Origin of the sequence: Pseudomonas sp. OV226, from assembly GCF_003148705.1 — a bacterium.
Lineage (GTDB): Bacteria > Pseudomonadota > Gammaproteobacteria > Pseudomonadales > Pseudomonadaceae > Aquipseudomonas.
The window spans coordinates 482,611-508,673 of sequence record NZ_QGGS01000002.1; the positions used below are offsets into that span (position 1 = coordinate 482,611).

Consider the following 26,063-nt stretch of genomic DNA (forward strand, 5'->3'; position numbering starts at 1 on the left):
AGGACCGGGATCAGTGCTTGCTGTCTTCGTTCGACATCGACAGCAGCTGTTTTTCCTGATTCCAGTCGAACGGTTCGTCGTTTTGTTCCGCTTCGAAGCGACGCTCTTCCAGCGCCTGATACATATCGATTTCATCATCGGGCATGTAATGCAGGCAGTCACCGGCGAAGTACCACAGCAGGTCGCGCGGGACCAGGTGGGCAATTTGCGGGTAGCGGGTGATGACCTGGCAGAGAATGTCCTGGCCCAGGTATTGGCTTTCGATCGGGTCGACCGGCAGCAACGCACGCAACTCGTCGAAGCGCTCCAGGAACAAGGCATGGCTTTCTTCGGGAACCTGCTCGGCCTCACCCACGGCGACCAGGATGCTGCGCAAGTGGTCAAGCAAGACGAGATGATCGGCAACGACGTTGGACACGAGATAAGTCCTCAAGAGCAAAACGGGCGCGGGAGTATAAAGCGCCTGCGCCCTTTTTGCATGGACCGACATGTTCGGCTGGATCAGCGGACCTTTCCTTGAGCCAGTGCCAGCTCCTCTTTGTCGAAATCATCGACATCAATCACCTTGCGTCGGGCCGTTTCGGCGATACGCAGAGTCTGCGCTTCCATTGCCTGCAAGACACCGGCCTCCAGCGCGGCATCGATGATGTGTTCCCCGGCGGCCGGTTTGACCTGGCCACTTTTGAGGGCCACGTGCAGCTTTTTCTGCAGCGGCTGCGCGGCGTTGAGCAAATTGCAGGCATGTTGCAATGCGCCGACGGCATCATCGGCCGATTGCGGACGGTAGCAACCGCCCAGCAACTCTTCCAGGGTCGGGTCGCCCTTGGCGCGGCCAATCACGGCGGCCACTTCGGCCCCGAGCTTGTCCGATGGACCTTTGTGTCGACGGCCGAACGGAAACACGATCACCCGCATCAGGCAACCCAACACCCTGTTCGGGAAATTGGTCAGCAGCTCATCCAGCGCACGCTCCGACTGACCCAGGCTTTCTTCCATGGCCCAAGTGAACAACGGCGCCATGTGTTCCGGTGAGTCGAGATCGTGGTAACGCTTGAGGGCGGCAGAGGCGAGGTACAAGTTGCTGAGTACATCCCCCAGTCGTGCTGACAGACGCTCGCGACGTTTCAGTTCGCCGCCCAGCAGCATCATGCTCAGGTCCGCCAGCAGGGCAAACGCCGCAGCCTGACGATTAAGGGCGCGGAAGTAACCCTGGCTGAGCTTGTTGCCCGGCGTGTGTTCGAAATGCCCGAACCCCAGGTTCAGCACCAGTGTGCTGGCGGCGTTACTCATGGCAAAACCGATGTGCTTGAGCAGCAGGCCATCGAACTCGGTGAGCGCCTGATCCTTGTCCTCACGACCGGCGAGGGCCATTTCCTTGAGCACGAACGGATGGCAACGAATCGCCCCCTGGCCGAAGATCATCAGGTTGCGCGAGAGAATGTTCGCGCCTTCGACGGTGATGAAAATCGGCGCGCCATTCCAGCTGCGACCGAGGTAATTGTTCGGCCCCATGATGATGGCTTTGCCGCCGTGAACATCCATCGCATGGCTGATGCACTCGCGGCCGCGTTCGGTGAGGTGGTACTTGAGAATCGCCGACAGCACCGACGGTTTCTCGCCCAGATCCACCGCGTTGGCGGTCAGCATGCGCGCCGCGTCCATCATCCAGGCGTTGCCGCCGATGCGCGCCATGGCTTCCTGAATCCCTTCGAACGCCGACAGTGGAACGTTGAATTGTTCGCGAACCTGAGCGTATTGACCGGTCACCAGGCTGGTGAATTTGGCGGCGCCGGTGCCAACGGCAGGCAATGAAATCGAACGCCCGACCGACAGGCAATTCATCAGCATCATCCAGCCTTTGCCGAGCATGTCCTGGCCGCCGATGAGGAAGTCGAGCGGCACGAACACGTCCTTGCCAGCGTTCGGGCCGTTCATGAACGCGGCCCCCAGCGGCAGGTGACGGCGGCCGATTTCAACACCGGCGGTGTCTGTCGGAATCAGGGCCAGGCTGATGCCAAGGTCTTCCTTGTCGCCCAGTAAATGGTCCGGGTCATAAGCCTTGAAGGCGAGGCCGAGCAGGGTCGCCACCGGGCCGAGGGTGATGTAACGCTTTTCCCAGTTCAGGCGCAGGCCCAGCGTTTCCTTGCCTTCCCATTCACCTTTGCAGATGACCCCGGTGTCGGGCATTGCCCCCGCGTCGGAGCCGGCCAGTGGGCCGGTCAATGCGAAGCAGGGAATGTCGTCACCACGGGCCAGGCGAGGCAGGTAATGGTTGCGCTGTTCATCGGTGCCGTAATGCAGCAGTAGCTCGGCGGGGCCGAGGGAATTGGGGACCATCACGGTGGACGCAAGGTCGCCGCTGCGGGTCGCCAGTTTCATGGCGACCTGTGAGTGGGCATAGGCGGAGAAGCCCTTGCCGCCGTATTCCTTGGGAATGATCAGCGCGAAGAAGCCGTTGTCCTTGATATGCGTCCAGGCTTCGGCGGGCAGGTCCATGTCTTGCCCGATCTGCCAGTCGGTGACCATGGCGCACAGTTCTTCGGTCGGGCCATCAATGAATGCCTGTTCCTCTTCGCTCAGTTGGGCTTTGGGATAGGACAGCAGTTTGTTCCAGTCGGGGCGACCGCTGAACAGCTCACCGTCCCACCACACTGTGCCGGCATCGATGGCGTCGCGTTCGGTTTGCGACATCGGCGGCAGGGTCTTCTGGAACCAGTTGAACAGCGGCGCGCTGAAGAACTTGCGACGCAGGTCGGGCAGCAGCAATGGCGCTGCAACGGCGGCGATCAACACCCAGAGCAACAGCAGCAGCCAACCGGGCGCGCGGCTGAAAGCGCCCATGGCCACCACATAGACGGCAACGATGCAGAGAGCGGGCAGGGGGGCGATGCGACGATGGGCTAACCAGGCGATCCCGACAACCAGAACCAGTATCCACAACAGCAGCATATTTAATCCTCCGTGAACCAGGGTAAAACCAACCTTCAGAGCTTAGACGGCATCCGCCAAACAGGGTGGTCAGAGCGATGTGATTGAATTCGTGGGAAACCTTGGGTGAGTTTTGTAGGTTCGGTTGGCAACACGCTCGGGAAATGGTTCGTTTCCTACGCGACAATGCGCCCAAGTTTGGCCGAAACGTCGTTATCTCTGTGCTGAAGCTGTCGCTAGACTCGAGGCTTCCCCTGGAGATTATTCTCATGCACGAGTACCTGAGCCCCGGCCGCTTCATCGATAGTGACCACCCCTCGGTGGTGGAGTTCGCCGAAATACATCGCGGCAGCCGTCGAGATCCGATCGAGCAGGCGATCAACCTTTATTACGCCGTGCGTGAGGCCGTGCGCTACAACCCCTACACGTTCAGCCGCGATCCGCAGACGTTGTGCGGCAGTTATGCGCTGGCAACGGGGGAAAGCTATTGCGTGCCCAAAGCCACGCTACTGGCGGGCGCTGCCCGGCATTGCGGGATCCCGGCACGCATTGGTCTGGCTGACGTTCGCAATCACCTGTCGACGCCACGCTTGCTCGAATTGCTCAAGAGCGATGTGTTCGCGATGCATGGCTACACGGAGTTGTATCTGAACGACCGCTGGGTCAAGGCGACACCGGCGTTCAATCAAAAACTCTGTGAACTGTTCAATGTTGCGCCGCTGGAATTCGACGGCATCAACGACAGCGTCTTTCATCCGTTCAATCGCGATGGCGCGCAGTTGATGGAGTACCTGGTTGATCACGGCCAGTTCGCCGATGTGCCGGAAACGTTCTTTTTCGAGCACCTGGAAAAGTGCTATCCGCACCTGTTCAGCGACAAGCTACCCACGTTGCTGGGTGATATGCAGAGCGATTTGAGTCGCGCCTGATCCGGCGTATGCTGCCTGCCCACTTATCGAAAAAGAGGCGGTCATGCTGAAGATCTGGGGTCGGAAAAACTCGTCGAATGTCAGAAAGCCTTTGTGGGCCGCCGAAGAGCTGGGGCTGGCCTACGAGGCCATCGATGCGGGCGGTGCTTTTGGTGTGGTCGATACGCCGCAGTACCGTGCAATGAACCCCAATGGTCGCGTACCGGTGATCGAAGACGACGGTTTTGTGTTGTGGGAATCCAACGCCATCGTGCGTTACTTGATGGCCCTCCATGCCAACAGCACGTCTTGGTATCCAGCGAACCTGCAAGCCCGCGCCACGGCTGACAAGTGGATGGACTGGACCACTTCAAGTTTTGCCGGCCCCTTCCGCACCGTATTCTGGGGCGTGTTGCGCACGCCGGCCGACAAGCAGGACTGGCCGGCCATCAAGGCGGCGATCAAGGAGTGCGACGAGTTGCTGTCGATGGCCAATCAAGCGTTGTCGACCCAATCCTACCTGTCCGGCGATGAGATCGGCATGGGCGACATCCCCCTCGGCAGTTTTATTTATGCCTGGTTCGAGATGCCAATCGAGCGCGCGTCGCAGCCGCACCTTGAAGCTTGGTATGCCCGGTTGAAACAACGTCCTGCCTATCAAAAAGCAGTCATGACCGCGTTGACTTAATACTCACTATCGACACACTTGACTGTACTTGTGTGGCGGCGACAAGCACCATTGCGCCCATGTGCCGCGGTTGTACCTGTCGCCGCCAGCAGTCTTTTATTCCTTTTTTCCTTCTTGGTGCGTAATCCGATATGAGTTCCGCTCTGTCCATCCGGCAGCTAACCAAAACCTACGGCAACGGTTTCCAGGCCCTGAGTGGTATCGATCTGGACGTTGCCGAAGGTGACTTTTTCGCCTTGCTCGGCCCGAACGGCGCCGGCAAATCCACGACCATCGGCATTCTCTCGACCTTGGTGAACAAGACCAGCGGAACGGTGAATATCTTCGGCCACGACCTGGACAAGAATCCTGCGCAGCTCAAACGCTCCATCGGCGTGGTGCCCCAGGAATTCAACTTCAACCAGTTCGAAAAGACCTTCGATATCGTGGTGACCCAGGCCGGTTACTACGGCATTCCGGCGAAAGTCGCCAAGGAACGCGCCGAGCAATACCTGACCCAACTGGGGCTGTGGGATAAGCGCGATACGCCGTCACGCTCGCTGTCCGGTGGCATGAAACGTCGATTGATGATTGCGCGCGCGCTGGTTCACGAACCGCGTTTGCTTATCCTCGACGAACCGACGGCAGGTGTGGACATCGAGTTGCGTCGTTCGATGTGGACCTTTCTCACCGAGCTGAACAAGAAAGGCATCACCATCATCCTCACCACGCACTATCTGGAAGAGGCTGAGCAGTTGTGCCGCAACATCGGCATCATCGACCACGGCACCATCGTCGAGAACACCAGCATGAAACAGTTGCTCAGCCAGCTGCATGTGGAGACGTTCCTGCTCGACATCAAAAACACCCTGAACAGTGCGCCGCAGTTGCTCGGCTACCCGACCCGGCTGCTTGACGGCCACACGCTGGAAGTCCAGGTCGACAAGGCCATGGGCATCACCGCGCTGTTTACCCAGTTGGCGCAGCAGAACATCGAAGTGCTGAGCCTGCGTAACAAAACCAATCGCCTAGAGGAGTTGTTCGTGTCCCTGGTGGAGAAAAATCTGTCGAAGGTGGCGGTATGAGTTCCGAGCTGCAGCCCAACCTCGTTGCCCTCAATACCATCGTTTACCGTGAGGTCCGGCGCTTTACCCGGATCTGGCCGCAGACATTGCTGCCGCCGGCCATCACCATGGTTTTGTACTTCGTGATCTTCGGCAACCTGATCGGTCGCCAGATCGGTGACATGGGCGGCTTCACCTACATGGAGTACATCGTGCCGGGGCTGATCATGATGTCGGTGATCACCAACTCCTATGGCAACGTGGTGTCGAGTTTCTTTGGTAGCAAGTTCCAGCGCTCCATCGAGGAATTGATGGTGTCGCCAGTGTCACCGCATACGATTCTGATCGGCTACACACTGGGCGGCGTGCTGCGCGGGTTGATGGTCGGGATCATCGTGACGTTGCTGTCGCTGTTCTTTACGCATTTGCAGGTGCATCACCTGGGCGTGACTATTCTGGTGGTGGTGCTGACGGCGACGATCTTCTCGCTGCTGGGCTTCATCAACGCTGTGTTTGCACGCAACTTCGATGACATCTCGATCATTCCGACATTCGTACTGACACCGCTGACCTACCTGGGCGGGGTGTTCTACTCGATTTCCCTGTTGCCACCGTTCTGGCAGACCGTGTCCCTGGCGAACCCGGTGCTGCACATGGTCAACGCCTTCCGTTATGGCATCCTCGGTGTGTCGGACATCAAGATCAGCATCGCCATCACCTTCATGCTGGTGGCGACTGTCGTGTTGTACATCGGTTGCGCACGTTTGCTGGTCAGCGGTCGCGGGATGCGTACCTGATTCAGGATCGCCAAGACGCTTACCCAGACACCGCATAAAAAACGGCCTCCACATTGGAGGCCGTTTTGCATTCTACAGCCGGCTTTTCTTGCGCCGTTTCCACTGCCGCGCCACCCACCAGCGCCAGTACAGCATGGTCAGGCAGTAGGCGAGGGCGCCCAGCACCAGTCCGGTGACGACCGAGCCCAGCAAAAATGGTTGCCACAGTGTCGAGAGTTCGCTGCTGACCCATTCCCAGGTCAATGCATCTGGCAACTGCCGAGCGGGCACATCCAGCAGCCAGGCACCGGTCTGGTAAGTGCAATAAAACACCGCTGGCATGGTGATCGGGTTGGTCAGCCAGACCAGGCTCACCGCAATCGGTATGTTGCCCCGCACCATGATGGAAAGAACGGCCGCCAGCAGCATTTGAAACGGGATCGGCAGAAACGCCGCGAACAGGCCGACCGCCATCGCCCGGGCCACAGAGTGGCGGTTGAGGTGCCAGAGGTTGGGGTCATGCAGCAAGGTGCCGAGAAAGCGTAAGGACTTGTGTTCCCTGATGCTGGTCGGGTCTGGCATGTAACGTTTGAATAAGCGCCGGGGCATAAGGCTTCTCGGTCGGTTAAGGCGGCAAGTATGTCTGGATTCTACGAAGCGCCCATTCAGACTTTGTGACAATTAATAACGGCGCCTGTGCGGTTAGCCGGCTATGCCTAGGGAGGAACTCTCAAGGATGAGCGTATGCGCACAGGGATGATAGCGCTGGCGTTGGGTTTGCTGGCCCTGAGGTTTTTGCCGGAACTACCGCCGGTTGGGTTATGGGGGTTGCTGCCGTTAGTCGGTTTGATGGTGTTGCCGTTTCGCTCGTATCCATTGGCGTTTTTCCTGTTCGGCTTCAGTTGGGCGTGCGCGAACGCGCAGTGGGCGCTGGATGATCGGTTGCCACACACACTCGATGGCGAGACGCGCTGGGTCGAAGGGCGGGTAACGGGCCTGCAGCAACAGGCAGACGGCGTGGTGCGTTTCGAGCTGACGGACAGCCAGTCACGCCGAACCAAACTGCCCCGACACCTGCGTCTGGCCTGGTATGGCGGGCCGCCCGTCAATAGCGGCGAACGGTGGCGGCTGGCGGTCAAATTGAAGCGTCCTGCCGGGCTGCTCAATCCGCATGCGTTCGATTATGACGCCTGGCTGCTGGCTCAACGCATCGGTGCGACCGGCACGGTCAAGGACGGCGAATTGGTCGCCGAAGCCCGATGGGCCTGGCGCGACGGCATCCGTCGGCGTTTGCAAGCCGTAGATGCCCAGGGCCGAACCGGGGCGTTGACGGCGCTGGTGCTGGGCGATGGCGCCGGGCTGAGCCGTGAGGAATGGCAAGTGCTGCAAGACACCGGCACCGTGCATCTGCTGGTGATTTCTGGGCAGCACATCGGCTTGCTGGCGGGATTGGTCTATCTGCTGATCACAGGGTTGGCGCGTTTGGGGCTGTGGCCAGGGCGTTTACCCTGGCTGCCATGGGCGTGCGGGCTGGCGTTCTCGGCAGCGCTGGCTTATGGGTTACTGGCCGGTTTCGACGTACCGGTGCAACGCGGGTGCGTGATGATCGGGCTGGTGCTGTTGTGGCGGCTGCGTTTTCGTCACCTCGGTGCGTGGTGGCCGCTGTTGCTGGCGTTGAATGGCGTTTTGCTGGTGGATCCGCTGGCCAGTCTGCAACCAGGCTTCTGGCTATCTTTTGCAGCAGTGGCGGTGTTGATCTTCACCTTTGGCGGGCGGTTGGGCCCCTGGCGATGGTGGCAAACCTGGACTCGGGCCCAGTGGCTGATTGCAATCGGTTTGTGCCCGTTGTTGTTGGTGCTGGGCTTGCCGATCAGCATCAGCGGGCCTGTGGCCAATTTGCTGGCGGTGCCCTGGATCAGTCTGCTGGTGTTGCCACCAGCCTTGCTCGGCACATTGTTATTACCCGTCCCTTATGTGGGCGAAGGGTTGCTGTGGCTGGCGGGCGGGTTGATCGACTGGCTGTTCAGGGCACTGGCATTAATGGCCGGGCAACTGCCTGCGTGGTTACCGGCGGCGGTACCGCTGTGGAGTTGGGCGCTCGGCACATTGGGGGCCTTTCTACTCTTGATGCCGCGAGGCGTTGCGCTACGCCCTTTGGGCTGGCCGCTGCTGTTGATGCTGGTGTTTCCACCTCGACCGTTGTTGCCTGAAGGCCGGGCCGATGTCTGGCAACTGGACGTCGGCCAAGGATTGGCCATCCTGGTGCGTACTCGCTATCACACGCTGCTGTATGACACCGGGCCTCGTTTCGGCGATTTCGACCTCGGTGAGCGGGTGGTCCTGCCTTCGTTGCGCAAACTGGGGGTGAAGGGGCTCGACCTGATGCTGATCAGCCACGCCGATGCCGATCACGCTGGTGGTGCGCGAGCAGTGGCCAATGGTTTGCCGGTCAGTCGGGTACTCAGTGGCGATCCCGAGGGGCTGCCTGCCGAACTGCACGCCGAGGGCTGTGAAAGTGGTCGGCAATGGACCTGGGACGGCGTGCACTTCGAACTGTGGCAATGGACGTCAGCCCATGACCGCAATCAGAAATCCTGCGTATTGCAAATAGAAGCCAGCGGCGAGCGACTGTTGCTGACCGGTGATATCGACACCGCTGCCGAGCGGGCGTTGCTTGAAAGTCCTCTCGCACAAAACACCGATTGGTTGCAGTCACCTCATCATGGCAGCCGCAGTTCCTCGTCGATGGCGCTGTTGAGCGCGCTGCAACCCAAGGCCGTGCTGATTTCCCGTGGGCAAGGCAATTCCTTTGGCCATCCGCACCCCACCGTGGTGGCGCGCTATAAAAAGCTCGGCATGATGATCTACGACAGCGCCGAGCACGGCGCCATTCATCTGCAATTGGGCCGTTTCAAACCGCCGTGGACGATGCGTCTGGATCGGCGTTTCTGGCGCGATCCGCCACCGCTCAACAAATAGCCGAGAGTTATTAAAGCCCGACCGGATGCGACATCACGGTCTTCGGTGCGCTCGGCCCCTATGTTAGAGTGGCGCACTTTTTCGAGGGGACTGTCACTGTGTGGGAATTGGTCAAATCCGGCGGTTGGATGATGCTGCCGATCATTCTGAGTTCCATCGCGGCCATGGCGATCGTCGCCGAGCGTCTCTGGACCCTGCGAGCCAGCCGTGTGACCCCGGAGCATCTGCTCGGGCAGGTCTGGGTGTGGATCAAGGACAAGCAACTCAATAAAGAAAAACTCAAGGAACTGCGCGCCAACTCACCGTTGGGCGAGATCCTGGCGGCGGGCCTTGCCAACTCCAAGCATGGTCGCGAGATCATGAAAGAGTGCATTGAAGAAGCCGCCGCGCGGGTCATTCACGAACTCGAACGCTACATCAATGCCTTGGGCACCATCGCCGCCATGGCCCCGTTGCTCGGATTGCTGGGGACGGTGCTGGGCATGATCGATATCTTCAGCTCGTTCATGGGCACGGGCATGACCACCAACGCCGCAGTGCTGGCCGGCGGTATTTCCAAAGCCTTGATCACCACGGCTTCGGGCCTGATCGTCGGCATCCCGTCGGTATTCTTTCACCGGTTCTTGCAACGGCGCATCGATGAACTGGTGGTGGGGATGGAGCAGGAAGCCATCAAGCTGGTTGAAGTGGTGCAGGGCGACCGTGACGTTGATCTGGCTGAGGGCAAAGCGTGAAATTCCGCCGCAAGCAACGGGAGAACGTGGACATCAATCTCGTGTCGCTGATCGACGTGGTGTTTGTCTTGCTACTGTTTTTCGTTGTGACCACCACCTTTACCCGAGAAACCCAGTTGCGCGTCGAACTGCCGGAAGCGGTCAGCGGCTCGCCGGCCGAAGATCAGCAAGTCAAGCAACTGGACATCACCATCAACGCCGAAGGCGTGATCTCGGTGAACAATCATGTGTTGCCCAAGAGTGATCTGGTGACCTTGATGGAAGCGCTGCAAAAAGAATCCAACGGTGACACCAATTTGCCGCTGTCCATCAGCGCTGACGGCAAGACCCAACATCAATCCGTCATCACCGCCATGGACGCCGCCGGGAAACTCGGTTTCAGTCACTTGCGCATGACCACCGTCGAGGCGGCGCCCGCGCCCTGATGGCCATGTCTGATCGCTTGCTCGCCGCGTGGTACGAAGGTCATCCGGCCCTGAAGCTGTTGCAGCCACTGGAGTGGTTGTACCGGCGGGTGGTCATGAACAAGCGCAAGCGGTTTCTGGCGGGTGAGGGCGAGATCTATCAGCCGCCCGTGCCGCTGATTGTGGTCGGCAATATCACGGTGGGCGGCACCGGCAAGACGCCGCTGATTCTGTGGATGATCCAGCATTGCCAGCGCAGCGGCTTGCGGGTCGGCGTGGTCAGTCGCGGTTACGGTGCCAAACCGCCGCAGCTACCCTGGCGAGTCGAAGCCGATCAAAGCGCCGATGTGTCGGGCGATGAACCGCTGTTGATCGTCCAGCGCACCGGCGTGCCCTTGATGATCGACCCGGACCGCAGCAGCGCCATCAAAGCACTGCTCGCGAGCGAGCCGTTGGACCTGATCCTGTCCGATGACGGCATGCAACATTACCGGATGGCCCGTGACCTGGAACTGGTATTGATCGACGCCGCACGAGGTCTGGGCAATCAGCGTTGCCTGCCCGCCGGGCCGTTGCGTGAACCGGTCGAGCGCCTGCAAAGCGTCGACGCGGTGCTGTACAACGGCGCTAGCGATGATCGCGACAACGGTTTTGCCTTCCAGCTCCAACCCACCGCCTTTATCAATCTGCAAAGCGGTGAGCGGCGCCCCCTCGACCACTTTCCCGCAGGCCAGGCGGTGCACGCAGTGGCCGGGATCGGCAATCCGCAGCGTTTCTTCAAAACCCTCGAAACGCTACACTGCAAGCCAGTTCCGCATGCGTTTGCCGACCACGCCGAGTACAGCGTGCAGGCCTTGAATTTCACACCGTCATTGCCGTTGGTGATGACTGAAAAGGACGCGGTGAAGTGCCGTGCCTTTGCCGCCGCCGATTGGTGGTACCTGGCGGTCGATGCTGTGCCATCGCCGGCCTTCGTGGCCTGGTTCGATACGCAGCTGATGCGCCTGTTGCCGGATCGTCTTTTGCCTTAAAACCGTTTTTATCCAGGGAATGCTCATGGACACCAAATTGCTCGATATCCTCGCTTGCCCGGTCTGCAAAGGCCCACTCAAGCTCAGCGCCGACAAGACCGAGCTGATCAGCAAGGGCGCCGGTCTGGCATACCCGATTCGCGACGGCATTCCGGTGATGCTCGAAACTGAAGCGCGCACCCTGACCACCGACGAGCGTCTGGATAAATGACCACAGCCTTTACCGTTGTCATTCCATCGCGTTTTGCCTCCACCCGCTTGCCGGGTAAGCCGCTGCTGCTGATCGCCGGCAAGCCGATGATCCAGCATGTCTGGGAACAGGCCAGCAAAAGCAGCGCACAGCGTGTGGTGGTTGCCACCGACGATGCGCGCATTGTCGAGGCGTGCAACGGGTTCGGTGCTGAAGTGGTGCTGACCCGCGAAGACCACAATTCCGGCACCGACCGTCTGGCCGAGGTCGCAGCAAAACTCGGCTTGGCGCCCGACGCCATCGTGGTCAACGTCCAGGGTGACGAACCGCTGATCCCGCCGAGCGTGATCGATCAGGTCGCCGCCAACCTCGCTGCTCACACCGAAGCGCGCATGGCCACCCTGGCCGAGCCGATCGAAGACGTGGAAACACTGTTCAACCCCAATGTGGTCAAGGTCGTCAGCGACCTTAATGGCCTGGCGCTGACCTTCAGTCGCTCGACCTTGCCGTGGGCCCGGGACGCGTTCGCCAAGAGCCGCGAGCAATTGCCGGAAGGCGTGCCATACCGTCGCCACATCGGCATTTATGCCTATCGCGCCGGTTTCCTGCAGGACTTCGTCAGCTGGGGCCCGTGCTGGCTGGAAAACACCGAGTCGCTGGAACAGCTGCGAGCCTTGTGGCACGGCGTGCGGATTCACGTCGCCGACGCGCTGATCGCGCCGCCAACCGGTGTCGACACCGTTGAAGACCTTGAGCGCGTTCGTCGCCTGCTGGAGGCCTGATGCGCGTTTTGTTCGTGTGCCTGGGCAACATCTGCCGTTCTCCAACGGCCGAAGGCGTGCTGCGGCACAAACTGCGCGAAGCGGGGCTGGCCGATCAGATTGAAGTCGCCTCCGCCGGCACCGGTGACTGGCATGTCGGCAAGGCGCCGGACAAACGCAGCCAGGCCGCGGCCAAGTTGCGCGGTTACGACTTGTCCGCCCAGCGCGCCCAGCAAGTCACCCGTGCCGATTTCGCCACTTACGACCTGATTCTGGCGATGGACAACAGCAACCTGCGCCACCTCAAGTCGCTGCAACCGGCCAAGGGCAAAGCCGAGCTGGATTTGTTCCTGCGTCGCTACCAGTCGGAACTCGATGAGGTCCCGGACCCGTACTACGACGGTGACCAGGGCTTCGAACAGGTGCTGGACCTGATCGAGCGCGCCAGTGATTTGCTGGTGATCGAATTGAAGGGACGGCTATGAGTTTGCAGGTTCAATCACAGGTTTCGCTCAAACCGTTCAACAGCTTCGGTGTCGACGTTCAGGCTCGTCTGTTTGCCGAAGCCCACAGCGATGCTGACGTGCGCGAAGCCCTGGCGTATGCGGCGGCGCATGATGTGCCGCTGCTGGTCATCGGTGGCGGCAGCAACTTGCTGCTGACAGCGGATATCCAGTCGCTGGTGCTGCGCATGGCCACGCGCGGGATTCGCATCCTCAGCGATGACGGCAGCAAAGTCGTGATCGAAGCCGAGGCCGGCGAGCCTTGGCATCCGTTCGTGCAGCACACGCTGGCGCAAGGGTTGTCGGGCCTGGAAAACCTCAGCCTGATTCCCGGTACCGTCGGTGCGGCGCCGATGCAAAACATTGGCGCGTACGGGGTCGAAATCAAGGACGTGTTCTCCGGCCTGACCGCGCTGGATCGCCAGACTGGCGAGCTGCGGGATTTCACTCTCGAAGAATGCAATTTCGCTTATCGCGACAGCGTGTTCAAACAGCAGCCGGGGCGTTGGTTGATCCTGCGGGTGCGTTTTGCGCTGGACCGCGCCGCGCACCTGCATCTGGAATACGGCCCAGTGCGCCAGCGCCTGACCGAGCAAGGCATCGAGCAACCGACGGCAACGGATGTCAGCCTGGCCATTTGCAGCATCCGCAATGAAAAGCTCCCGGACCCGGCCTTGCTGGGCAATGCGGGCAGTTTCTTCAAAAACCCGCTGGTGCCCGCGGCACTGGTCGCACAGCTCAAGGGCGAATATCCGGACCTGGTCGCCTATGCACAACCGGACGGTCAAATGAAGCTGGCTGCAGGCTGGTTGATCGAACGGGCAGGGTGGAAAGGCTTCCGCGATGCCGATGCTGGCGTGCACAAGTTGCAAGCGTTGGTGCTGGTCAATTACGGCACTGCGACGGGCCTGCAATTGCTCAGCCTGGCGCAGCGTATCCAGAAAGACATATCGGAACGTTTCCATGTCGACCTGGAAATGGAGCCCAATCAGTACTGAGGCTACGCTTTCAAGACTGATCTCAAAGCCCTGAACGCCTTCAACCGTACAGGGCTTTTTTGTTAATGCTGGGTTAACTTAGCCACCTAACGATGCAAGCACTTGCTCCACTAAAGGCCCGGTGCAGACGTTCCCGTCGCACAAGAGAGCCTCAGCTTGAGTCGATCTGCGTGTTACGAACCAAGTCCCAACGGCAGATTGCTCGACCCCATACCTCAAGAACTATGCGGGCGTGCCCATGAATACCCTGATTCTCAACGGACAACCTTACAAAATGGATGTGGCGGACGAGATGCCGTTGCTCTGGGCTATCCGCGATGTTGCGGGCGGCCATCCCGGCACGAAATTCGGCTGCGGCATGGGCCTGTGCGGCGCCTGTACGATTCATATCAACGGTCAACCCGCACGGGCTTGCATCACGACCGTCGGTTCCGCATTCGGGCAAAACGTCACGACCATCGACGAATTGCACAACGACCCGATAGGCAAGATTGTCCAGCAAGCCTGGCTCGACACCGCCGTGGCCCAGTGCGGTTTCTGCCAGGGCGGGCAGATCATGTCCGCGACGGCACTGCTCAAGACCAATCCCGATCCCACCGACGCGCAAATCGAAGAGGCAATGGTCGGTAACATTTGCCGCTGCGGCACTTACAACCGCATCAAGACTGCCATCCGTCAGGCTTCCATACACTTGAAGGAGGCCAAGGCATGAGCCAGTTACCGAATGATTTTGCCCTGAGTAATCTCAGTAATTTGAGTCGCCGGGGTTTTCTCAAGGGTGTGGGCGCCACCAGCGCATTGGTGCTGGCTGCGAGTTGGGGTTGGCAAGACGCTTTGGCCGAGGAGCCGAAGCAGTTTGGCGCCGAGGGCATGCCGCACGGTTGGGTCGATGATCCGAAGGTGTACATCAGCATTGCTGCCGACGGCATGGTGACGGTGGTCTGCAACCGTTCGGAAATGGGCCAGGGCGTGCGCACCAGCCTGACGATGGTGGTGGCCGATGAACTCGACGCCGACTGGTCGATGATGAAGGTGCAGCAGGCGCCGGGCGACGAAGTACGTTTCGGCAATCAGGACACCGACGGTTCCCGCAGCATGCGTCACTGGTTTGAACCGATGCGCCGTTGCGGTGCCGCCGCGCGAACCATGCTGGAACAAGCCGCTGCCGCGCAGTGGAAAGTGCCGGTCGCCGAGTGCCGAGCGCAATTGCATAAAGTGATTCACCAGCCGACCGGGCGTGAGCTGGGCTATGGCGCCCTGGCCGCAGCGGCGGGTGCGCTGGCCGTGCCGGCCCGTGACAGTCTGCGGCTCAAGCAGCCGTCAGAGTTTCGCTACATCGGCAAGGAAGGAATCAAGGCCATCGATGGCGCCGACATCGTCAATGGCCGCGCCATTTACGGTGCCGACGTGCATTTTGACGGCATGCTCTACGCCACCATTGCGCGTCCGGCGGTGTACGGCGGCAAGGTCAAATCCGTTGATTCCAGCGCCGCGCTGCAAGTTCCGGGCGTGATCAAAGTCCTGCAGATCGAAGGCCGCCCGCTGCCGTCCGAGTTTCAACCCTTGGGCGGTGTGGCCGTGGTGGCCAGCAACACATGGGCCGCGATCAAAGGGCGTGATGCGCTGAAGATCGAGTGGGACGACGGTCCGAACGCCAGTTATGACTCCATTGCCTATCGCAAGGAACTGGAAGCGGCGTCCCTCAAGCCCGGCAAAGTGGTACGCAATACCGGCAACATCGAAGAGGCTTTGAGCAGTGCCGACAGTACTTTCGACGCGTCTTACTACTTGCCGCATCTGGCTCAGGCACCCATGGAGCCGATGGTCGCCATTGCCCGCTTCAAGGACGGTGTCTGCCAAGCCTGGGGGCCGAGTCAGGCGCCGCAGGTGACCCGCACCAGGATCGGCGAACGCCTGGGCATTCCCTTCGATAACGTGACGTTCAACGTGACCTTGCTGGGTGGCGGTTTTGGTCGCAAATCCAAACCTGACTTCATCATTGAAGCCGCCATCCTCGCTAAAGAGTTTCCCGGCAAGGCTGTGCGGGTGCAATGGACCCGTGAAGACGACATCCACTGTTCCTATTTCCACACTGTGTCGGTCGAGTACCTCAAAGCCAGTCTGAACAAGGACGGCCTGCCATCCGCCTGGCTGCACCGCACCGTGGCCCCGAGCATCACCGCGCTGTTTGCACCAGGCATGAACCACGAGGCGGCGTTCGAGCTGGGCATGGGGTTCACCAACATGGCCTACGCGATTCCCAACGTGCGCCTGGAAAACCCGGAAGCCACGGTTCATACCCGCGTCGGCTGGTATCGCTCGGTATCGAATATCCCGCACGGCTTTGCGATTCAAAGTTTTGTCGATGAGCTGGCGCACAAGGCCGGGCAGGATCCGCTCAAGTACCAGATCAAGCTGATCGGCCCTGACCGTCAGATCGATCCAAGAACGTTGAGTGACGGGTGGAACTACGGCGAATCCCCCGAGCGTTATCCAATCGACACCGCGCGCCTGCGCACAGTGCTGGAAACCGCGGCCAAAGCCGCCGGTTGGGGCCGTGAAATGCCCAAGGGCCGAGGCCTGGGCCTGGCCGTGCATTACAGCTTTGTCACTTATGTGGCTGCCGCGATCGAGGTCGAAGTCAAAGACGACGGCACGCTGATTGTGCACAAGGCCGACATCGCCGTGGATTGCGGGCCGCAAATCAACCCTGAGCGTATCCGCTCGCAGTTCGAGGGCGCTTGCGTCATGGGCCTGGGCAACGCGGTGCTGGGAGAAATCAGCTTCAAGGACGGCAAGGTCCAGCAGGACAACTTCCACATGTACGAAGTGGCGCGCATGTCCCTGGCGCCCAAGGAAGTTGCCGTTCATTTGGTCACGCCGCCAGGGGTTGTGCCGTTGGGCGGTGTCGGGGAACCAGGTGTGCCGCCGATTGCGCCGGCACTGTGCAATGCAATCTTTGCCGCCACCGGCAAGCGCATCCGCAACCTGCCGGTTCGCTATCAACTGCAAGGTTGGCAGAAGGCTACCACCTGATGGATAGCGTCGATCTGAACGTCCTGCGCAGCGTGCTTGAATGGCGCCGCGCCGGTCAGCGAGTGGTGCTGTACAGCGTGGTCCAGACCTGGGGCACCGCGCCTCGGGCACCGGGTGCCATGTTGGCGTTGCGTGAAGATGGCGTGGTGATTGGCTCGGTGTCGGGCGGTTGTGTCGAGGATGATCTGATTGCCCGTCTGCACGACGGGCGTATCCCGGCCGACGGGCCGCCCGTTCAGTTGATCACTTACGGTGTCACTCGCGAGGAGGCCGCGCGGTTTGGTTTGCCGTGCGGCGGTACGTTGCGCCTGACCGAAGAGCGGGTCGGCGACCCGGCCTGGGTCGCTGAGTTGCTGGCGCGCTGCGAAGCCCATGAAATCGTCGCACGTTCGCTGGACATCGCGACCGGCGAAGTGGCTTTGCAGGCGGCGGACAAGGCCGATGTGCTGAGTTTTGATGGCCATACGCTGCGCGCTATTTATGGCCCGCGTTGGCGCCTGTTGCTGATCGGTGCGGGGCAATTGTCCCGTTACGTCGCCGAAATGGCGCGGCTGCTGGATTTCGAAGTGTTGATCTGCGATCCACGCACCGAATTCGTCTACGGTTGGGAAGAACAGCACGGACGCTTCGTACCGGGCATGCCGGACGAAGCGGTGCTGAACATCCAGACCGACGAGCGCACGGCCATCGTTGCCCTGACTCACGACCCGCGTCTGGATGACATGGCACTGCTCACGGCCCTCGACTCCAAGGCCTTTTATGTCGGCGCACTGGGCTCGCGGGTCAACAGCCTGAAGCGCAGGGAGAACCTCGCTCAGTTGGGCTTGTCGGCGCAATCCATCGAGCGCCTGCACGGGCCGATCGGGTTGCACATTGGCAGCCACAGTCCGGCAGAAATCGCCTTGTCATTGATGGCGGAAATTGTCGCGATCAAGAACGGCGTTGAACTGAAGCAGAAAAAGCCGTTGCGGGAGGCTTTATGAATGAACCCATCGGCGTGATTGTGCTGGCGGCGGGGCAGGGCAGTCGTTTTCGTCAGGTGGCGGGGGCTGAGAAGGACAAGTTGTTGGCCGATTGCACGGGGCGCGACGGTGCTGTTCGCTCGGTGATTGAGCAGGTATTGGTGAACCTGCCGGCTTCGCTGGATAAGCGCGTGTTGGTGACGACTGCGGATCGTCCGCAAGTGATTCGCATGGCTCAGGCGTATGGCTGCGAGATTGTACTGATCGAAGCGACGGGCATGGGTGACAGCATCGCAGCCGGCGTGGCGGCGTGTGCGCAGTTCAGTGGCTGGCTGATGGTGTTGGGGGATATGCCGTTTATCCTGCCGTCCACGATTGAAGCAGTGCTGGCGGGCGTGACTGACGATGCGATCAGCGTGCCGGTGCTGGAGGGTGAGTTTGGGCATCCGGTGGGATTTGGTCGCATCTTTTGCTCGGCGTTGATGGCGCTGTCGGGAGATCGTGGGGCCAAGCCGTTGTTTGCGCAGGGCAGGGTGATCGAAGTGGCAGTGGATGATCCAGGGGTATTGTGGGATGTGGATGTGCCTGAAGCGCTGATCTACAAGCCGGGATAGATCGCCTGTGGGAACGAGACAACAGACATAAAAAAGCCCCGCCTGGATCACCAGGCGGGGCTTTTTAATAACCGAGGATGTTAGACGAGTGGTTTAGGCTCGTGCTCTTTTTCCTGGGCTTGTTCGTGTTGCTCTACTGCTTCCTGAACGGAGCGAGGTGCTTCCTCGATGACCGATTCGGCAGGTGCCGCTTCGACCACTTCAGCAACAACCGGCGCTGGCTCTGCAGCGACAGGCGCTTCAACCGGAGCAGCAGTGGCAGCCAGTTCGGCTTCCCTCTGCAGACGCTCTTCTTCACGCTTGCGACGACGCACTTCACGCGGGTCGTTCGGTGCACGGCCGCTTGGCGTCAGGGCGCTGACTGGGGCCACTTCAACAGCAGGTTCAGCCACTTCGGCAACAACCGGAGCCGGTGCTTCAACCACTGGAGCAGGTTCGGCAGCCACGACTACGGGCTCGGAAACCATCGCTTCAGCTACTTCAGCTACTTCAGCTTCAGCCACCGGTGCTGGCGCTTCAACAGCAACCGGCTCGGCAACCCAGTTGAACGCGGTTTGTTCTTCACGAACTTCGCGAACAGCTTCGGTCACGGTTTCAGTGACGGTTTCGGCAGCAGGCTCGGCAGCAACCACTGGCTCGGCGACGACAGTCGCTTCAACTACAGATTGGGCTTCTTCACGAACGAACGCTTCACGAACCGGAGCCACTTCGATTTCCGGAGCGGCAGTCGCTTCGACCGGAGTCGTTGCTTCAACCACTGGCGCTTCAACCGGAGCCGTTTCCTGAACAGATGCAGTGGCGCGTTCAGCTTGCTCGTGAGCTTGTGCTTCAGCCGGTGCGCTGATCACGGTGCTGGCAACGGCTGCGGTAACAGCCAGGCCGGCGGCCAGATCGGCAGTGGTTGGTGCTTCGTTGCTTTCGCCCGCTTCGTTACCTTCGGATTCTTCCGAACCTTCGATCACGTTGCCGTTGGCATCGCGTTGACGCTCGCGACGGTTGCTGCGACGACGCTGGCCACGGGAGCGGCGGCGTGGACGATCGCCTTCGGCGCCTTCCTGACCGTCTTCCTGCAGTTGCTCTTCGTTGGAGGTCAGCTCTTCTTCAGCAACGGCGGCAGCAGCTTGTTCTGCACGTGGCTGACGTTCTTCACGCGGTGGGCGTGGTGCGCGTTCTTCACGTGGCTGACGAGCCGGACGCTCTTCAGCGGTAGCCGCAGCGGCCGGAGCAGCATCCAGAGGCTCGCGCAGTTCACGAACCGGGCGTTCTTCACGATCGCCACGTGGCTTGCGGTCTTCGCGTGGAGCGCGCGGTGCACGTTCTTCGCGAGGGGCGCGTGGTGCGCGTTCTTCGCGTGGAGCACGTTCTTCACGAGCTACGGCCGGGGTTTCTTCACGGACTTCGCGTGGCTCACGTGGTGCGCGTTCTTCACGCGGTGCACGTTCCTCACGAGGCTTGCGCTCTTCGTCGCGGCGACCATTACGGTTGCGGCTCTGCTGACGACCGTTGCGACGTTCTTCGTTACGGGCCGGGCGCTCGGTGGTCGCTGGTTTTTCAACCACAACCGGAGCAACAGGCTCTTCCTTGGTCGCGAACAGGCTGACCAGTGACTTCACCAGGCCTTTGAACAGGCTTGGTTCTGGCACGGCAGCCGGTGCGGCTACTGGAGCGGCAACGACTTCGGTCGGAACCGGAGCGTTGGCGCGGGCCGGAGCGGTCTTGACTGCCGCTTCCTGGCGAACCAGGGTGCGGGTCGCAGCGGCTGGCTGGACTTCTTCGACTTCGGCAGCGGCAGCAGCGATTTCGTAGCTGGACTGATTGATGCCGGCTTCCGGGCTGTCATCGCGCAGACGCTGAACTTCGAAGTGCGGCGTTTCGAGGTGATCGTTCGGCAGAATGACGATGCGGGCACGGGTGCGCAGTTCGATCTTGGTGATCGAGTTGCGTTTTTCGTTGAGCAGGAACGCTGCAACCGGGATCGGCACTTGTGCGCGAACTTCGGCGGTGCGGTCTTTCAGGGCTTCTTCTTCGATCAGGCGAAGAATGGCCAGCGACAGCGATTCAACGTCACGGATGATGCCGGTGCCGTTGCAACGCGGGCAAACGATGCCGCTGCTTTCGCCCAGCGATGGACGCAGGCGTTGACGGGACATTTCCAGCAGGCCGAAGCGCGAGATGCGACCGACTTGCACGCGAGCACGGTCGGCTTCCAGGCATTCGCGGACTTTCTCTTCCACGGCGCGCTGGTTCTTGGCAGGGGTCATGTCGATGAAGTCGATGACGATCAGGCCGCCGATGTCGCGCAGGCGCAACTGACGGGCGATTTCTTCGGCGGCTTCAAGGTTGGTCTGCAGTGCGGTTTCTTCGATGTCGCTGCCTTTGGTGGCGCGCGCCGAGTTGATGTCGATGGACACCAGGGCTTCGGTCGGATCGATAACGATGGAACCGCCGGAAGGCAGTTCAACGACGCGCTGGAAAGCGGTCTCGATCTGGCTTTCGATCTGGAAACGGTTGAACAGCGGAACGCTGTCTTCGTACAGCTTGATCTTGCTGGCGTACTGCGGCATCACCTGGCGGATGAAGGTCAGGGCTTCGTCCTGGGCTTCAACGCTGTCGATCAGCACTTCGCCGATATCCTGGCGCAGGTAATCGCGGATGGCGCGGATGATCACGTTGCTTTCCTGGTAAATCAGGAACGGCGCGGAGCGATCCAGCGAGGCTTCTTTGATGGCGGTCCAGAGTTGCAGCAGGTAATCGAGGTCCCACTGCATTTCTTCGCTGCTGCGGCCAAGGCCGGCAGTGCGAACGATCAGGCCCATGTCGGCCGGGGCAACCAGGCCGTTCAGGGCTTCACGCAATTCGTTGCGCTCTTCACCTTCAATGCGACGGGAGATACCGCCGGCACGCGGGTTGTTCGGCATCAGAACGAGGTAACGACCGGCCAGGCTGATGAAGGTGGTCAGGGCGGCGCCCTTGTTGCCACGTTCTTCTTTTTCGACCTGAACGATGACTTCCTGGCCTTCGCTCAGGACGTCCTTGATATTGACGCGGCCTTCGGGGGCTTTCTTGAAGTATTCGCGGGAGATTTCTTTGAGGGGCAGGAAGCCGTGGCGCTCGGAGCCGAAATCGACAAAGGCAGCCTCAAGGCTTGGTTCGATGCGAGTAATCCGGCCTTTATAGATGTTGGCCTTCTTCTGCTCGCGTGCACCGGATTCGATGTCCAGGTCGTAGAGGCGTTGGCCATCTACCAGTGCAACACGCAACTCTTCGGGTTGAGTTGCGTTAATCAGCATTCTTTTCATGTAGTACCGTCGGTTTCCGGGCTGCCGGAAACGGCGTTCGGCACACACGACTTCTCACGGTCGGTGTCAGGTGCGTCAGGAGTGGTTGGCCACTCCAGTGTCTAGCGAACCCCGACCAATTGGGTCGGTGTCGCGACGTACGCGTCCTGCTTGCTGTGGCTACTTAAGCACTCAGTCAGGAGGAGGAATCAACCAGCGGCTGTGGACGAGATGAAGCGTCTTGATAAAGCCTATTGCTACACAGTCCAGCGGTTGTGCATCTCCACCCTACACGTATCCCTGATAATTCGGGTGCTGCCGCGCGCAGAATCCGCAGCGGGTTGGCATTTACCGTGAGCTCCGAAGGGGGAGGTCACGCATCATGGCTAATTTAGGCGTTGTTTCCGAAGCGTTCGCTCGGGGTCGTTCGTCGCTGACTGCACTTTGTGAACTGGCCGTGAATATTGGCTCGCAAGGCGAGTGAAAACTCTGCTTTGCGGCTTGATTCAGGCCTCATGTCACCTGCGCTCGTTACAGCTGCAAACTCCACCGTTACGTAGCGAAAGCCCCGTAGGACGGCCTCACGTCCTGGTGAATTGCGTTGGTCAGGGCCGGTTTTTGACCGTTGGTCCGCTGTCCAGGCCGCTTTTGGCGGCGTTCGCGACTATAGCAGCAATGATTAAGTGCTTCAATTCCATAAAAAATTGTTATCATCCGCGCCATGACGACTACAACCCCTCCGACCCCAGCGGTACAGCTGCTGGAGGTCTCGCCGGAATATGCCGGCCAACGTATTGACAACTTCCTTCTCGCTCGGCTCAAAGGCGTGCCCAAGACCTTGATTTACCGCATTTTGCGTAAAGGCGAAGTGCGTGTGAACAAGGGGCGGATCAAGCCCGAATACAAGCTGCAGGCGGGCGATATCGTGCGCGTGCCGCCGGTTCGCGTGCCTGAGCGCGACGAGCCGGTGCCGCTGGCCCAAGGCCTGCTGCAGCGCCTCGAGGCCTCGATTGTCTTCGAAGACAAGGCGCTGATCGTGATCAACAAGCCTTGCGGCATTGCGGTTCATGGCGGCAGCGGCCTGACTTATGGAGTGATCGAAGCCTTTCGTCAGTTGCGTCCCGATTGCAAGGAGCTGGAGCTGGTCCACCGTCTCGACCGTGACACCTCCGGCCTGCTGATGATCGCCAAGAAGCGCAGCATGCTGCGCCATTTGCACACGGCATTGCGCGGCGATGGCGTCGACAAGCGCTACATGGCGCTGGTCCGCGGTAACTGGGCGGCCTCGATCAAGCAGGTTCGTGCGTCGCTGGGCAAGAGCAATCTGCGCTCCGGCGAGCGCATGGTCGAGGTCGACGAGGAGGAGGGGAAGGAGTCGGTGACCGTGTTCAAGGTCCTGCGCCGCTTCGGCGACTTTGCCACCCTGATCGAAGCCAAGCCGATTACCGGCCGGACTCACCAGATCCGCGTCCATACCTTGCACGCCGGGCATTGCATTGCCGGCGACACCAAGTACGGCGATGACGATTTCAGCAAAGAGATCCGTGATTTGGGCGGCAAGCGCCTGTTCCTGCACGCCTACATGCTGACCGTGCCGCTGCCCGATGGTGGCGAGCTGAAGTTGCAGGCGCCAGTGGATGAAATGTGGGCCAAGACCGTGGAGCGATTGAGTGCGCCCCTCTGATTACAAGCTGCTGATCTTCGATTGGGATGGCACATTGGCTGATTCCATCGGTCGGATTGTCGAGGCGATGCATGTCGCTTCCGAACGCTCCGGGTATCCGTTGCGTGACGACTTTGCCGTCAAGGGCATCATCGGTCTCGGTTTGCCGGAAGCGATTCGCACCCTGTATCCCGAGATTGGCGACGCCGAACTGGTAGCGTTTCGTCAGCACTATGCCGATCACTACATCGCTTCGGAGGCGGTGCCTTCGCCGTTGTTCGAGGGGGTCGTCGAGTCGATGGAGGCGTTCCGTGCCGAGGGGTATCATTTGGCTGTGGCGACCGGCAAGGCGCGTCGCGGGCTGGATCGGGTGCTGAAGTCTCACGGGTGGGAGGACTATTTCGACATTACCCGTGCCGCCGACGAAACCGCGAGCAAGCCTCATCCGCTGATGCTTGAGCAGATTCTCGCCCACTGCGAGGTTCGCCCTGAGCAAGCGTTGATGGTCGGCGATTCGTCCTTCGACTTGCAGATGGCGCGCAACGCCGGCATGGATTCGGTTGCAGTCAGCTATGGCGCGCAATCGATCGAGGCGCTGAAAGTGTTCGGGCCGGCGCTGGCCATTGATCGTTTTTCAGAATTGCATGCCTGGCTGAATCAGCGGGCTTAACAGGTTTTTGCTGGGGTAGATGTCATGACCGACGAATGGAAGGCGCCTGACAAGTCGAGTGCGCAGAGCGGTGACGAGAAAAGCTGGAAGCTGCTGGAAAAGACTCTGCTGGCGGGTGTGCAGGAACAACGCAGGTCTCGCCGCTGGGGGATATTCTTCAAGCTGCTGACCTTCGTGTACCTGTTTGTCGCGCTGATCCTGTTTACGCCGCTGATGGACATGGAAAAGAGTGCGACCCGCAGCACCAACTACACGGCATTGATCGATGTGACGGGCATGATCGCCGACAAGGAGCCGGCCAGTGCTGACAATATCGTCGGCAGCCTGCGTGCTGCCTTTGAGGACGAGAAAGTCAAAGGTATCGTGCTGCGCATCAACAGCCCGGGCGGCAGTCCGGTGCAGTCGGGTTATGTGTATGACGAAATCGTCCGCCTGCGTGGCCTGCATCCGGATACCAAGGTGTATGCGGTGATTTCGGATCTGGGGGCTTCCGGTGCTTACTACATCGCCAGTGCGGCGGATCAGATCTACGCCGACAAGGCGAGCCTGGTGGGTTCCATTGGTGTGACGGCGGCCGGCTATGGTTTTGTCGGTACCATGGAGAAGCTGGGTGTCGAACGTCGCACCTACACCTCGGGTGAGCACAAGTCGTTCCTCGATCCGTTCCAGCCGCAGAAGCCTGAGGAAACTCAGTTCTGGCAGGGTGTGCTGGACACCACGCACCAGCAGTTCATCAACAGCGTGAAGAAGGGGCGTGGCGATCGTCTCAAGGACAAAGAGCATCCGGAGCTGTTCTCCGGGTTGGTCTGGAACGGAGAGCAGGCATTGCCGCTCGGTCTGATCGATGGTCTCGGTAATGCCAGTTCGGTGGCTCGTGACGTGATTGGCGAGAAGGAATTGGTGGACTTCACCGTTCAGGAATCGCCGTTCGATCGGTTCTCGAAAAAGCTCGGTGCCAGTGTTGCGGAGCAATTGGCGATGTGGATGGGGTTTCACGGTCCATCAATGCGCTGATCTCCTTTGGCATTAAAAACCGGCCCAGGTGGCCGGTTTTTTAATACCTGTGCGGTCTCTGTAGCAGCTGGCGAAGCCTGCGTTCGAGTGCGTAGCGCTCGCAAATCCGGATTTCGCGGTTTGCCTGACAGGTCGCGGCATATGGTTTGGCGAGCGCTGCGCACTCGAACGCAGGCTTCGCCAGCTGCTACACGATTGTGGTGGTCAGGGGATTTGCACGCCTTCGGCCAGCAACATATCGATCAGGCGGATCAGTGGCAGGCCGATCAGGCTGGTAGCGTCAGGGCCTTCTGTGCTTTGAAACAGACTCACCCCCAAGCCTTCTGCCTTGAAGCTGCCAGCGCAGTCGTAGGGCTGCTCGGCGCGCAGGTAGCGTTCGATGCGCGCCTGATCCAGCGTGCGCATGTGCACGGTGAACGGCACGCAATCAACCTGGCATTCGCCTGTCTGGCTGTTGAGCAGCGCCAGGCCGGTCAGGAAGGTCACGCTGGCACCGCTGGCGGCCAGCAATTGCTCGCGGGCCTTTTCGAAGGTGTGGGGTTTGCCGATAATCCGCTCGCCGAGTACCGCGACCTGGTCGGAGCCGATGATTAGATGAGCGGTATGGCTGCGCATCAGTGCCTGGGCTTTTTCTTTGGCGAGGCGCTTGACCAGTTCAATGGCGAGTTCGCCCGGACGATGGTTTTCGTCGATATCCGGCGAGCTGCAGGTGAATGGCAGCTGCAGGCGGGCCAGTAATTCCCGGCGATACACCGAGCTTGAAGCGAGTAGTAAAGGCAGCATGCGCAACTCCAAAAGTCAGGTCCGGATTCTAGCGGAGGCTTGCAAGTGACGGACAGGGCTGAATTTCCTTTGACATGGCCGGGGGCATCCCTATAATGCT

Annotated in this window: 24 protein-coding genes; 19 read left to right on the forward strand and 5 right to left on the reverse strand. The window is 60.2% G+C overall.

Translation table 11 applies throughout. The features are described 5' to 3' along the window. Positions 1-10: 10 nt before the first annotated feature. Positions 11-418: a PA2817 family protein gene (locus tag C7534_RS05370; RefSeq protein WP_046031660.1), complete on the reverse strand. Its 408-nt coding sequence runs from the start codon at positions 416-418 to the stop codon at positions 11-13. 83 nt (positions 419-501) lie between these two features. Then, entirely contained in the window at positions 502-2,949 is a 2,448-nt protein-coding gene (locus C7534_RS05375) for an acyl-CoA dehydrogenase (RefSeq protein ID WP_109785198.1), read from the reverse strand. A gap of 248 nt (positions 2,950-3,197) precedes the next feature. On the opposite strand from C7534_RS05375, the gene C7534_RS05380 reads away from it, so the two are divergent. From C7534_RS05380 to C7534_RS05395, 4 genes are all read left to right on the forward strand, one after another. Next, entirely contained in the window at positions 3,198-3,857 is a 660-nt protein-coding gene (locus tag C7534_RS05380; RefSeq protein WP_109785199.1) for a transglutaminase-like domain-containing protein, read from the forward strand. 43 nt (positions 3,858-3,900) lie between these two features. Further along, positions 3,901-4,524, forward strand: a complete 624-nt coding sequence (locus C7534_RS05385) for a glutathione S-transferase family protein (RefSeq protein ID WP_109785200.1) — start codon at positions 3,901-3,903, stop codon at positions 4,522-4,524. A gap of 131 nt (positions 4,525-4,655) precedes the next feature. After that, positions 4,656-5,588, forward strand: coding sequence for an ABC transporter ATP-binding protein (locus C7534_RS05390; RefSeq protein ID WP_046031664.1), 933 nt, complete (start codon positions 4,656-4,658; stop codon positions 5,586-5,588). Then, the gene (locus C7534_RS05395; RefSeq protein ID WP_046031665.1) at positions 5,585-6,364 is read left to right on the forward strand and encodes an ABC transporter permease; all 780 of its coding nucleotides are present in this window, start codon (positions 5,585-5,587) and stop codon (positions 6,362-6,364) included. The genes C7534_RS05390 and C7534_RS05395 overlap by 4 nt, the downstream gene beginning before the upstream one ends. Positions 6,365-6,436: 72 nt before the next feature. On the opposite strand, the gene C7534_RS05400 is transcribed toward C7534_RS05395, so the two are convergent. Further along, entirely contained in the window at positions 6,437-6,952 is a 516-nt protein-coding gene (locus C7534_RS05400; RefSeq protein WP_046031666.1) for a DUF2062 domain-containing protein, read from the reverse strand. Positions 6,953-7,087: 135 nt separating this feature from the next. Between C7534_RS05400 and C7534_RS05405 the strand changes: the two genes are divergently transcribed. The 12 genes from C7534_RS05405 to C7534_RS05460 all read left to right on the forward strand — a co-directional run bounded on the left by C7534_RS05405 (position 7,088) and on the right by C7534_RS05460 (position 18,555). After that, entirely contained in the window at positions 7,088-9,322 is a 2,235-nt protein-coding gene (locus C7534_RS05405; RefSeq protein ID WP_109785201.1) for a DNA internalization-related competence protein ComEC/Rec2, read from the forward strand. A 98-nt stretch (positions 9,323-9,420) separates the two neighbouring features. After that, positions 9,421-10,056: a MotA/TolQ/ExbB proton channel family protein gene (locus C7534_RS05410; RefSeq protein WP_046031667.1), complete on the forward strand. Its 636-nt coding sequence runs from the start codon at positions 9,421-9,423 to the stop codon at positions 10,054-10,056. After that, positions 10,053-10,481 (forward strand): ExbD/TolR family protein, encoded by a 429-nt coding sequence (locus tag C7534_RS05415; protein WP_077431504.1) that lies wholly within the window; start codon positions 10,053-10,055, stop codon positions 10,479-10,481. The genes C7534_RS05410 and C7534_RS05415 overlap by 4 nt, the downstream gene beginning before the upstream one ends. Continuing rightward, on the forward strand, positions 10,481-11,491 hold the full coding sequence (gene lpxK / locus C7534_RS05420; RefSeq protein WP_109785202.1) for a tetraacyldisaccharide 4'-kinase: 1,011 nt from the start codon (positions 10,481-10,483) through the stop codon (positions 11,489-11,491). The genes C7534_RS05415 and lpxK overlap by 1 nt, the downstream gene beginning before the upstream one ends. 25 nt (positions 11,492-11,516) lie before the next feature. After that, a complete protein-coding gene (locus C7534_RS05425; RefSeq protein ID WP_007945752.1) occupies positions 11,517-11,702 on the forward strand; it encodes a Trm112 family protein in 186 nt (61 codons plus the stop codon). After that, positions 11,699-12,463 carry a 3-deoxy-manno-octulosonate cytidylyltransferase gene (kdsB, locus tag C7534_RS05430; RefSeq protein WP_077431507.1) on the forward strand — a complete coding sequence of 255 codons (765 nt, stop codon included), beginning with the start codon at positions 11,699-11,701 and terminating at the stop codon, positions 12,461-12,463. Before C7534_RS05425 ends, kdsB begins: the two co-directional genes overlap by 4 nt. Next, positions 12,463-12,927, forward strand: a complete 465-nt coding sequence (locus C7534_RS05435) for a low molecular weight protein-tyrosine-phosphatase (RefSeq protein WP_046031671.1) — start codon at positions 12,463-12,465, stop codon at positions 12,925-12,927. The genes kdsB and C7534_RS05435 overlap by 1 nt, the downstream gene beginning before the upstream one ends. Beyond that, positions 12,924-13,943 carry a UDP-N-acetylmuramate dehydrogenase gene (gene murB / locus C7534_RS05440; RefSeq protein ID WP_109785203.1) on the forward strand — a complete coding sequence of 340 codons (1,020 nt, stop codon included), beginning with the start codon at positions 12,924-12,926 and terminating at the stop codon, positions 13,941-13,943. Before C7534_RS05435 ends, murB begins: the two co-directional genes overlap by 4 nt. Before the next feature lie 238 nt (positions 13,944-14,181). Beyond that, positions 14,182-14,655: a (2Fe-2S)-binding protein gene (locus tag C7534_RS05445; protein ID WP_046031673.1), complete on the forward strand. Its 474-nt coding sequence runs from the start codon at positions 14,182-14,184 to the stop codon at positions 14,653-14,655. Next, the gene (locus C7534_RS05450) at positions 14,652-16,979 is read left to right on the forward strand and encodes a xanthine dehydrogenase family protein molybdopterin-binding subunit (RefSeq protein ID WP_109785204.1); all 2,328 of its coding nucleotides are present in this window, start codon (positions 14,652-14,654) and stop codon (positions 16,977-16,979) included. Before C7534_RS05445 ends, C7534_RS05450 begins: the two co-directional genes overlap by 4 nt. Further along, on the forward strand, positions 16,979-17,962 hold the full coding sequence (locus C7534_RS05455; protein WP_109785205.1) for an XdhC family protein: 984 nt from the start codon (positions 16,979-16,981) through the stop codon (positions 17,960-17,962). The genes C7534_RS05450 and C7534_RS05455 overlap by 1 nt, the downstream gene beginning before the upstream one ends. Next, positions 17,959-18,555, forward strand: coding sequence for a nucleotidyltransferase family protein (locus tag C7534_RS05460; protein WP_109785206.1), 597 nt, complete (start codon positions 17,959-17,961; stop codon positions 18,553-18,555). Before C7534_RS05455 ends, C7534_RS05460 begins: the two co-directional genes overlap by 4 nt. A gap of 80 nt (positions 18,556-18,635) precedes the next feature. Here the strand turns inward: C7534_RS05460 and rne are convergent, their stop codons facing one another. Next, positions 18,636-21,854 (reverse strand): ribonuclease E, encoded by a 3,219-nt coding sequence (gene rne / locus C7534_RS05465; protein ID WP_109785207.1) that lies wholly within the window; start codon positions 21,852-21,854, stop codon positions 18,636-18,638. Between the two features lie 700 nt (positions 21,855-22,554). On the opposite strand from rne, the gene rluC reads away from it, so the two are divergent. The 3 genes from rluC to sppA are packed head-to-tail and all read left to right on the forward strand — an operon-like array spanning position 22,555 to position 25,180. Then, on the forward strand, positions 22,555-23,517 hold the full coding sequence (gene rluC, locus C7534_RS05470; protein ID WP_046031678.1) for a 23S rRNA pseudouridine(955/2504/2580) synthase RluC: 963 nt from the start codon (positions 22,555-22,557) through the stop codon (positions 23,515-23,517). Then, the gene (locus tag C7534_RS05475; protein ID WP_109785208.1) at positions 23,504-24,166 is read left to right on the forward strand and encodes an HAD-IA family hydrolase; all 663 of its coding nucleotides are present in this window, start codon (positions 23,504-23,506) and stop codon (positions 24,164-24,166) included. The genes rluC and C7534_RS05475 overlap by 14 nt, the downstream gene beginning before the upstream one ends. Before the next feature lie 24 nt (positions 24,167-24,190). Continuing rightward, positions 24,191-25,180, forward strand: a complete 990-nt coding sequence (sppA, locus tag C7534_RS05480) for a signal peptide peptidase SppA (protein WP_046031680.1) — start codon at positions 24,191-24,193, stop codon at positions 25,178-25,180. Between the two features lie 204 nt (positions 25,181-25,384). Here sppA and C7534_RS05485 read toward each other — a convergent pair whose 3' ends face one another. Beyond that, a complete protein-coding gene (locus tag C7534_RS05485) occupies positions 25,385-25,963 on the reverse strand; it encodes a Maf family protein (RefSeq protein ID WP_109785209.1) in 579 nt (192 codons plus the stop codon). Between the last annotated feature and the right edge of the window lie 100 nt (positions 25,964-26,063).